The 8,156-nt window shown below is 56.1% G+C and carries 7 protein-coding genes and 1 pseudogene; 5 read left to right on the top strand and 3 right to left on the bottom strand.

Features of this window, described 5'->3' with window-relative positions:
* Nucleotides 1-191, bottom strand: a 191-nt coding sequence (locus tag B3Z49_RS00610) for a hypothetical protein (RefSeq protein ID WP_296987358.1), incomplete at its 3' end; no start/stop codon positions are given.
* A gap of 177 nt (nucleotides 192-368) precedes the next feature.
* Here B3Z49_RS00610 and B3Z49_RS00605 point away from each other — a divergent pair.
* The 5 genes from B3Z49_RS00605 to B3Z49_RS00585 are packed head-to-tail and all read left to right on the top strand — an operon-like array spanning nucleotide 369 to nucleotide 6,246.
* Nucleotides 369-1,979, top strand: coding sequence for a carboxyl transferase domain-containing protein (locus B3Z49_RS00605; RefSeq protein WP_296987356.1), 1,611 nt, complete (start codon nucleotides 369-371; stop codon nucleotides 1,977-1,979).
* A 7-nt stretch (nucleotides 1,980-1,986) separates the two neighbouring features.
* A complete protein-coding gene (locus B3Z49_RS00600; protein WP_296987355.1) occupies nucleotides 1,987-2,799 on the top strand; it encodes an enoyl-CoA hydratase/isomerase family protein in 813 nt (270 codons plus the stop codon).
* Nucleotide 2,800: 1 nt separating this feature from the next.
* Complete coding sequence (locus B3Z49_RS00595; protein WP_296987354.1) at nucleotides 2,801-4,804, top strand: acetyl/propionyl/methylcrotonyl-CoA carboxylase subunit alpha; 2,004 nt, start codon at nucleotides 2,801-2,803, stop codon at nucleotides 4,802-4,804.
* Nucleotides 4,804-5,733, top strand: coding sequence for a hydroxymethylglutaryl-CoA lyase (locus B3Z49_RS00590; RefSeq protein WP_296987353.1), 930 nt, complete (start codon nucleotides 4,804-4,806; stop codon nucleotides 5,731-5,733). Before B3Z49_RS00595 ends, B3Z49_RS00590 begins: the two co-directional genes overlap by 1 nt.
* Nucleotides 5,734-5,736: 3 nt before the next feature.
* Complete coding sequence (locus B3Z49_RS00585) at nucleotides 5,737-6,246, top strand: GNAT family N-acetyltransferase (protein ID WP_296987351.1); 510 nt, start codon at nucleotides 5,737-5,739, stop codon at nucleotides 6,244-6,246.
* A gap of 16 nt (nucleotides 6,247-6,262) precedes the next feature.
* Here B3Z49_RS00585 and B3Z49_RS00580 read toward each other — a convergent pair whose 3' ends face one another.
* A complete protein-coding gene (locus B3Z49_RS00580; protein WP_296987348.1) occupies nucleotides 6,263-7,651 on the bottom strand; it encodes an MATE family efflux transporter in 1,389 nt (462 codons plus the stop codon).
* 37 nt (nucleotides 7,652-7,688) lie between these two features.
* Nucleotides 7,689-8,156, bottom strand: a pseudogene (locus B3Z49_RS00575) (hypothetical protein); the annotation flags it as partial.

Here is an 8,156-nt window from a genome sequence, read left to right as displayed (position 1 = left end):
GCCTTAAGCCAATGAATTTCATGAAGCGTATCTTGCGCATGCGCGGACCTTTGTCCGAAAACAGCAGCAACACATGAACAAAAAACCAAACAGATCAAAGTCCGGTATGACATTATTTTTTCGCCCGCATTCCCAAGACAAGATCGATCAAAATAAGGATCGGCTGCGATTTTATGGCGACCACTGGTCATCTGCAAACAACCCATATGCGCTAAACGCTATGGGTGATTTGATAGCATATAGTTAATTTCGGTACTGAAATACCGATTTAATATTGACGTTTACGTAAACTTCACCGATAACAACAGCCATAAACACCCTGCACGCGGGCCGATTTGCCCATAACAAAAAAACGGTGAAAACGGACGATGACGGTACTGAAATCTGCGGTGAACGCCCGTTCCGAAGAATTCCGCAACAATGCCGAACATATGGAAAAGCTGGTTGCGGATTTGCGCGATCAAATCGCTGCGGTCAAACTGGGCGGCGGTGAACGCGCCCGTGATCGCCATACCGGTCGGGGCAAATTGCTGCCGCGTGAACGTATTCGCCAGCTTCTTGATGTCGGCTCCCCGTTTTTGGAACTCTCGCAGCTTGCCGCACATGGCATGTATGGCGATGAAGACGTTCCGGCCGCCGGCATCATTACCGGTATCGGCCGTGTTTCAGGCGTTGAATGCGTGATTGTCGCCAATGACGCCACGGTCAAGGGTGGTTCCTACTACCCGATGACCGTGAAGAAGCATCTTCGCGCACAGGAAATCGCACTGGAAAACAACCTGCCCTGCATCTATCTGGTCGATAGCGGCGGGGCCAACCTGCCCCGTCAGGATGATGTGTTCCCGGATCGCGACCATTTCGGACGCATCTTCTTTAACCAGGCAACCATGTCGTCCAAAGGCATCCCGCAAATCGCGGTTGTCATGGGGTCCTGCACCGCGGGTGGTGCTTACGTCCCGGCGATGTCGGATGAAAGCATTATTGTCCGCAAACAAGGCACGATCTTCCTCGGCGGTCCGCCGCTGGTGAAGGCCGCCACCGGTGAAGTCGTCTCGGCCGAAGACCTTGGCGGCGCTGATGTTCATTGCAAAACATCCGGTGTAACTGATCACTATGCACAGGATGACAGCCACGCGCTGTCGATTGCACGCGATGTTGTCAAAAACCTGAACTGGACCAAAAATCCGGGCCTGACATTGACCGAACCGCGCGCCCCGGCCTATGACCCGCGCGAGATTTACGGCGTGGTGCCGACCGACACCAAAAAGCCCTACGACGTGCGTGAAATCATTGCCCGCATCGTTGACGGGTCGGAGCTTGATGAGTTCAAGGCACAGTATGGCACGACCCTTGTTACCGGCTTTGCCCGTATCTTTGGCTATCCGGTCGGTATCATTGCCAATAACGGCATCCTGTTTTCCGAAAGCGCGCTTAAGGGTGCGCATTTCATCGAACTGTGCGCACAACGCGGCATTCCGCTGGTATTCCTGCAAAACATCACCGGCTTCATGATCGGCCGCAAATATGAAAGCGGCGGCATTGCCAAGGATGGCGCGAAGCTTGTCACCGCAGTTGCCACGGCAAATGTACCGAAATTCACCGTCCTGATCGGTGGGTCCTTTGGTGCAGGCAACTATGGCATGTGTGGTCGCGCATACAGCCCGCGCTTCCTGTGGATGTGGCCAAATGCCCGTATTTCCGTCATGGGTGGCGAACAGGCTGCGAACGTTTTGACGCAAATTCGCGCCGATGCCGCCGAAAAGCGCGGCGAACACTGGCCGGAGGCCGAGCAAGAGGCGTTCAAGGCCCCGATCCGCGATCAATACGAAGAACAAGGCCACCCCTATTACGCATCCGCCCGCCTTTGGGATGATGGCGTGATTGATCCGGCTGATACCCGCATGGTGCTTGGCCTTGGCCTGTCGGCCGCCCTTAACAAACCGGTCGAAGAAACCCGGTTTGGCGTGTTCAGAATGTGAGGCCGTCATGAGCAATGTAAACACCGATAACATTTCTGATGCCGCACTTTATGAAGTCGCCGCCAATGGCGTTGCGACTATCACGCTGAACCGGCCCGAAATTCACAATGCGTTTGATGATGTCCTTATCAACGATCTGACCGCCAAGATCGAAGCCCTTGATGCCGATCCGGCTGTTCGGGTGATCATCCTGACCGGGGCTGGCAAAAGCTTCTCGGCTGGTGCGGATCTTAACTGGATGAAGCGCATGGCGGGCTATAGCCATGCCGAAAACCTTGCTGACTCCCGCGCGCTCGCCAAACTGATGAAGGTTTTGAACTTTGCCTCAAAGCCAACCATTGCACTGGTTAACGGGGCAGCCTTTGGTGGCGGGGTTGGTCTGGCGGCGTGCTGTGACATCGTGATCGCGTCCGATCGCGCAAGCTTCTGCCTGTCCGAAGTCAAGCTGGGCCTAATCCCGGCGGTGATTTCACCCTATGTGGTGGAGGCCATCGGGGTTAATCAGGCACGGCGTTATTTCCTGACCGCCGAACGGTTTGATGCCAAAACTGCCCAACAGATCGGGCTGGTGCATGAAATCACCACGACCGATGACTTGGCTGCCCGTGGGCAGGAAATGGCGAAGCTTCTGCTGGCCAATGGCCCGGATGCCATGCACGCGGCCAAGAACCTGATTTACGCGGTTGCCAACAAACCGATTTCAGATGCCGTGATTGATGACACCGCCCAACGCATTGCCGATCAACGCGCAAGTGCCGAGGGCCGCGAAGGTGTCGGTGCCTTTCTGGAAAAACGTCCCGCGAACTGGAGCAAGAAATAACATGCCGCGCAAACTTCTGATCGCCAACCGCGGTGAGATCGCCTGCCGCGTGATCAAGACCGCCCGTCGCATGGGAATTGCCACGGTCGCCGTTTATTCCGATGCCGACGCCAATGCCCTGCATGTCAAACACGCCGACGAGGCCTATCACATTGGCGCGCCTGCCCCCAAGGACAGCTATCTGCGCACCGACCGGCTGCTTGAAGTCATCGCGCAATCGGGTGCTGATGCGGTTCATCCGGGCTATGGCTTCCTGTCGGAAAATGCCGGTTTTGCCGATGCGCTGGAAAAGGCAGGCTGTGTTTTTGTCGGCCCACCGGCAAGTGCGATCCGCGCCATGGGGTCGAAATCCGAAGCCAAGAAAATCATGGGCAAGGCCGGTGTGCCGCTGGTGCCGGGTTATCACGGCGAAGATCAAGACCCCGACCTTCTGGCAACAGAGGCTGACAAGATCGGCTATCCGGTATTGATCAAGGCATCCGCCGGGGGTGGCGGCAAAGGCATGCGTGCGGTTGAAAAGGCATCCGATTTCAAGGACGCGCTGATCAGCTGCAAACGCGAAGCCGCCAGCAGCTTTGGCGATGACCATTGCCTGATTGAAAAACTGATCGTCAAACCGCGCCATGTTGAAATTCAGGTCTTTGCCGACAGCCATGGCAATGCGGTCTATCTGTTTGAACGCGATTGCTCCTTGCAGCGCCGCCATCAGAAAGTAATTGAAGAGGCCCCGGCACCTGGCATGACCGAGGACCTCCGTGCCCAGATGGGCAAGGCCGCGGTCGATGCCGCCAAGGCGATTGGCTATCAGGGGGCTGGCACGGTCGAATTCCTGCTTGATGCGTCTGGTGCGTTCTATTTCATGGAAATGAACACCCGCCTTCAGGTGGAACATCCGGTGACCGAAAAAATCACCGGCGAAGACCTTGTGGAATGGCAGCTGCGTGTGGCCGACGGCGAAAAACTGCCAAAGGCGCAGGAAGACCTTTCGATCAACGGTCATGCCTTTGAAGTCCGCATCTATGCCGAAGACCCGCAGAATGATTTCCTGCCGGCAACCGGCAAGCTTGTTCATATGCGCATGCCGCGCGAAACCGATCATGTGCGCGTTGATACCGGCGTTTATGAAGGCGGCGAAGTATCGATCCATTATGACCCGATGATCGCCAAGCTGATCGCTTGGGATGTGGACCGCCCATCCGCGCTCCGTCGCATGGCGACTGCGCTTAATGATGTGCAGATTGTTGGTGTCACCACAAATACCGGATTCCTTGGCAATATCGCCCGTCATCCGGCCTTTGAACGCGGTGAGGTCGAAACCGGGTTTATCCCGAACTATCAGGGTGACCTGATCCCGGCCCCCGGCACACCGGATAACGAAGCCCTGGCTTTCGCCGCCCTTGATATCCTGTTGACCCGCGATGCCGAGGCCACCCGTTATGCCGCCCAAAGCAACGATCCCTATTCGCCCTGGCACAGCACCGCCGGTTTCCGGCTGAATGACGATAACCACCATGACCTGATCCTGCGTCATGATGGATCGGACCTGCTGGTCAAGGTGCATTACCGCGATCAGGGCTATGTCATCGATATGCCCGATGGTAGCGCTATCATCGCCAGTGCCGAGCATGATGAAAATGGCGCCATCGTTGCCAGCTTCAATAACGTCCGCAAACGCGCATCGGTGCTTCGTGACGGCAATCGTCTGATGATTTTCCGTGATGGTCGCTCGGACCGTCTCGACATCTTTGACCCGCTGGCCGCGGCTGGTGGCAACGAAGGTACCGGTGGTGGCCTCACCGCACCGATGCCGGGCAAGATCATCGCAGTGATGGCAAAGGCCGGTCAATCGGTCACGGCGGGGGACAAGCTCGTCGTGATGGAAGCGATGAAAATGGAACACACCATTTCCGCCCCCGTCACCGGCACGATCAAGGAAGTGTTCTTTGGCGTCGGGGATCAGGTCGATGATGGCGCGGAACTGATCGCGATTGAGGAGGCCGAATAATGGCCCTGCTTTCCGATCTGCCAAGTCACGTCAAAATCATTGAAGTCGGCCCACGTGACGGGCTTCAGAACGAAAAGGCAATGGTCCCGACCGCAACCAAGGTCGAGTTGATCCATCGCCTGAATGATGCCGGATTATCCGTGATCGAAGCCACCGCCTTTGTCAGCCCGAAATGGGTGCCACAAATGGCCGATGCGCCCGATGTCATGGCCCAGATCACCCGTAAAGCCGGTGTGACATACCCGGTGCTGGCCCCGAACATGAAGGGTCTTGAGGCAGCCATCGCCGCGGGCGCGACCGAGGTTGCGGTATTTGGTGCGGCATCGGAAAGTTTCTCGCAAAAGAACATCAATTGCTCGATTGCTGAAAGCCTTGATCGCTTCTGCCCGGTGGCCGATGCGGCGCGTGACGCCGGCCTTTCAGTACGCGGATATGTTTCCTGCGTTCTGGGCTGCCCGTATGAAGGCGACATTGCGCCTGAAAAGGTCGCCGAGGTCGCAAAGGCGCTTTATGACATGGGCTGCTATGAAATCAGTCTGGGCGATACCATCGGCACAGGTACGCCCGCCAAGGCGCAGGCGATGATCGCCGCTGTTACCAGGCATGTGCCGACCGAAAAACTCGCCGCACACTTCCATGACACCTATGGTCAGGCGCTGGCCAATTTGCTTGCTGTGCTGCAAATGGGTGTAGCCGTAATTGACAGTTCCGTCGCCGGTCTGGGTGGCTGTCCCTATGCCAAGGGGGCCAGTGGCAATGTCGCGACCGAGGACGTTGTCTATATGCTGAACGGGCTTGGCATCAAAACCGGTATCGATCTTGAAAAGCTTGCCGAGACAGGAAGCTGGATTTGTGATCAGATAGCAAAATCAAGTGCATCGAAGGTCAATATGGCCTTGGCAGCAAAAAGATCAACGACCGGGGACTAATCGATGGGCCCGTCAAAATACAGCTTCAGACGGGCCACCCCAAATGATCTGCCGATGATTGGCCGCTGGCTGCATGTGCCCGAAGTCATCCGCTGGTGGGGCGAACCGGCCGAACAGCTTGAACTGATTTCCGAAGATGTCGAACTGGCCGAAATGGCGACCCTGATTGTGTCGTACCGCAACCGCCCCTTTGCCTTTGTCCAGCATTACGACGCCCATCAATGGCCACAGGCGCATTTTGATCCCCTGCCCGAACATACCCGCTGTCTGGACGCCTTTATTGGCGTGCCCGACATGATGGGCTGCGGGCATGGACAAATGTTCCTAAAGATGCTGACACGCCAATTGTTTGAACGTGGCGCGCCCATGATCGGGATAGACCCCGATCCGGAAAACGAACGTGCTATTCGGTGTTATGAGTCCATTGGTTTTGTTGCCGGGCGGGAATATGAAACCGCCAAGGGCCCGTGTCTTTTGATGACGCTTGATGCCCGTAATCAGAAACAAAGCTGATCTTTCTGATCGCAGATCACCCTGCGTTCCCGCCGCCAACCACGGGCTTGTGTGGCCCCGATTGCAACAATTGGTCAGAGCGAGGTTTTTGGCACGCCAGCCTGTAACTGACGATGCCGGTCAAGGCACCAAACAACACAATACCCGCGACCTGCCCCCACAAAACCCCGACGGCCCCGAAATAGATGCTGCCCAACCAGACGAGCGGGATCACGCCAAGAAACTCCTTGGCAAGATCGGCAAGCATCGCAAGATTAGGCCGCCCGGTGACGTTAAAGAAGGTATGGGATGAAAACTGCAGGCCGAGGAACATGTAAAGCGGCGCAATCGCCGTACAGAACAGGCCCAGCAGGTTTGCGGTTTCCGGTGTGGTGCGAAACAGTTCAGCCAATTGGTCAGACAAAACAAACAACAGTGCTGACACCACCAGACCATAGACAACAATCAGCCCCCAGACCGAATGCCAGATGGCGCGCACCCGATCCGTGCGTTTAGCGGAAAAGTTCTGTCCAAAGATCGGCCCGATAGCCTGGGGCAAGGCCATGTAACCGACAAAGGCAAATGGCGCGATGCGTTCGATGATCGCCATTGCCGCGACGGCGTCTGACCCAAACTTTGCCATTGATGCCATGATAAAACCGCTGGCAATTGGCGGGCCGGTTTTGGCCAGCCCGATCGGCACGGTGACCCTGGCAATTTCGCGAACATCTTGCGCGAATACAGCACGATTGAAACGGCCCAGCATGTTATGCACATTGCGCACGCCATAAAACGCAATCACCATGATCACGACGCGCGATATCACGGTGGCCCATGCAGCACCTTCAACACCCCAGCCAAAACCAAAAATGAAGATGGGATCAAGCACACCGTTGGTGACCGCCCCTGCGATCTTGGCCCACATCGAACGTTGTTTGGCACCGATCACCCGCAAAAGCGCCCCGGATGCCATGCTAAGCACCAGAATGGGCAGGCACAGCATGACGATCTGAAGATAACTGGTGGCAAGCTCATGAACGCGGCCTGATGCGCCGAGCCAGGCAAGCATATTTGGCGCCCCCCACCAAATCGCCGCTGTCATCAGAACCGAAAGACCGACACCAAAAAGCAGAATATGCGTTGCCATCACGCGCGCGCGGTCGCGGTCGCCAAGCCCTTCGGCCCGTGCCACCAACGCCGTCATTGACGTCGACACTCCAAGCGATATCGCCAGCGTGAAAAATATCAGGGGCCAGGCAAAGCCAAGTGCGGCAACAATATCGACATCGCCCAGAAGGCTCAGGAAAAATAGGTCAAGCGCATCGACAGCCACCATCGCAACAAGTGCAAGCATGCTTGTCGAAGCCATGCCGAGGATATGGCGCAGAACCGACCCGCCGATAAAATACTGCTGCTGCAACGCCATTTTAGTTTTGATCCGTCACGGTTGGAAGATAGCGGCATCAATCGTTTTTAAAAGAGCTTGCAGATGTATCGGCACTGACAAGGAACTTGTGCCGCTGCCGCCTTGAAAGATGTTCTGTTTCTGCCGCCGATACCGGTTGTTTCGCGGCAAGGTTCAGATCCGTTCCAGCCTTCCATTTCGCGGCGATGACGCTTGGATTTTGCGGACAGAACTCATTCAAGCGGGCTATCACATGATGCTGCACCCGGCTGGCCTCGGGGAATTTCCGGTCCGTCCAGAACCGTTTGCGCGGCCTGAAATAGCCGACCTCATCAAGAAACGAAACGCCGAAATAGTGACAGGACTCAAGCGAATTATAAAAATGTTCGTCAAAGACAAAACTGCCATCCTTGCGCATCGAATGCGTCAGACACCAGTCCAACATCTCGTCAAGCTGCCTTGCTGCGAAATCGCGCTGGGCTGGTGTCATATGTGACCAGCCATGACGAAATATCTTCGCGACATC

This window comes from Thalassospira sp. UBA1131, assembly GCF_002311515.1.
Classification (GTDB): domain Bacteria; phylum Pseudomonadota; class Alphaproteobacteria; order Rhodospirillales; family Thalassospiraceae; genus Thalassospira.
The sequence above is the reverse complement of the archived record's forward strand: the minus strand, read 5'-3'. Positions and strand labels throughout refer to the sequence as shown.

Coding starts and splice junctions, on each gene's coding strand:
- B3Z49_RS00590 (WP_296987353.1), top strand. CDS start 4,804: ATGGCCCTGCTTTCCGATCTGCCAAGTCACGTCAAAATCATTGAAGTC.
- B3Z49_RS00595 (WP_296987354.1), top strand. CDS start 2,801: ATGCCGCGCAAACTTCTGATCGCCAACCGCGGTGAGATCGCCTGCCGC.
- B3Z49_RS00605 (WP_296987356.1), top strand. CDS start 369: ATGACGGTACTGAAATCTGCGGTGAACGCCCGTTCCGAAGAATTCCGC.
- B3Z49_RS00600 (WP_296987355.1), top strand. CDS start 1,987: ATGAGCAATGTAAACACCGATAACATTTCTGATGCCGCACTTTATGAA.
- B3Z49_RS00580 (WP_296987348.1), bottom strand. CDS start 7,651: ATGGCGTTGCAGCAGCAGTATTTTATCGGCGGGTCGGTTCTGCGCCAT.
- B3Z49_RS00585 (WP_296987351.1), top strand. CDS start 5,737: ATGGGCCCGTCAAAATACAGCTTCAGACGGGCCACCCCAAATGATCTG.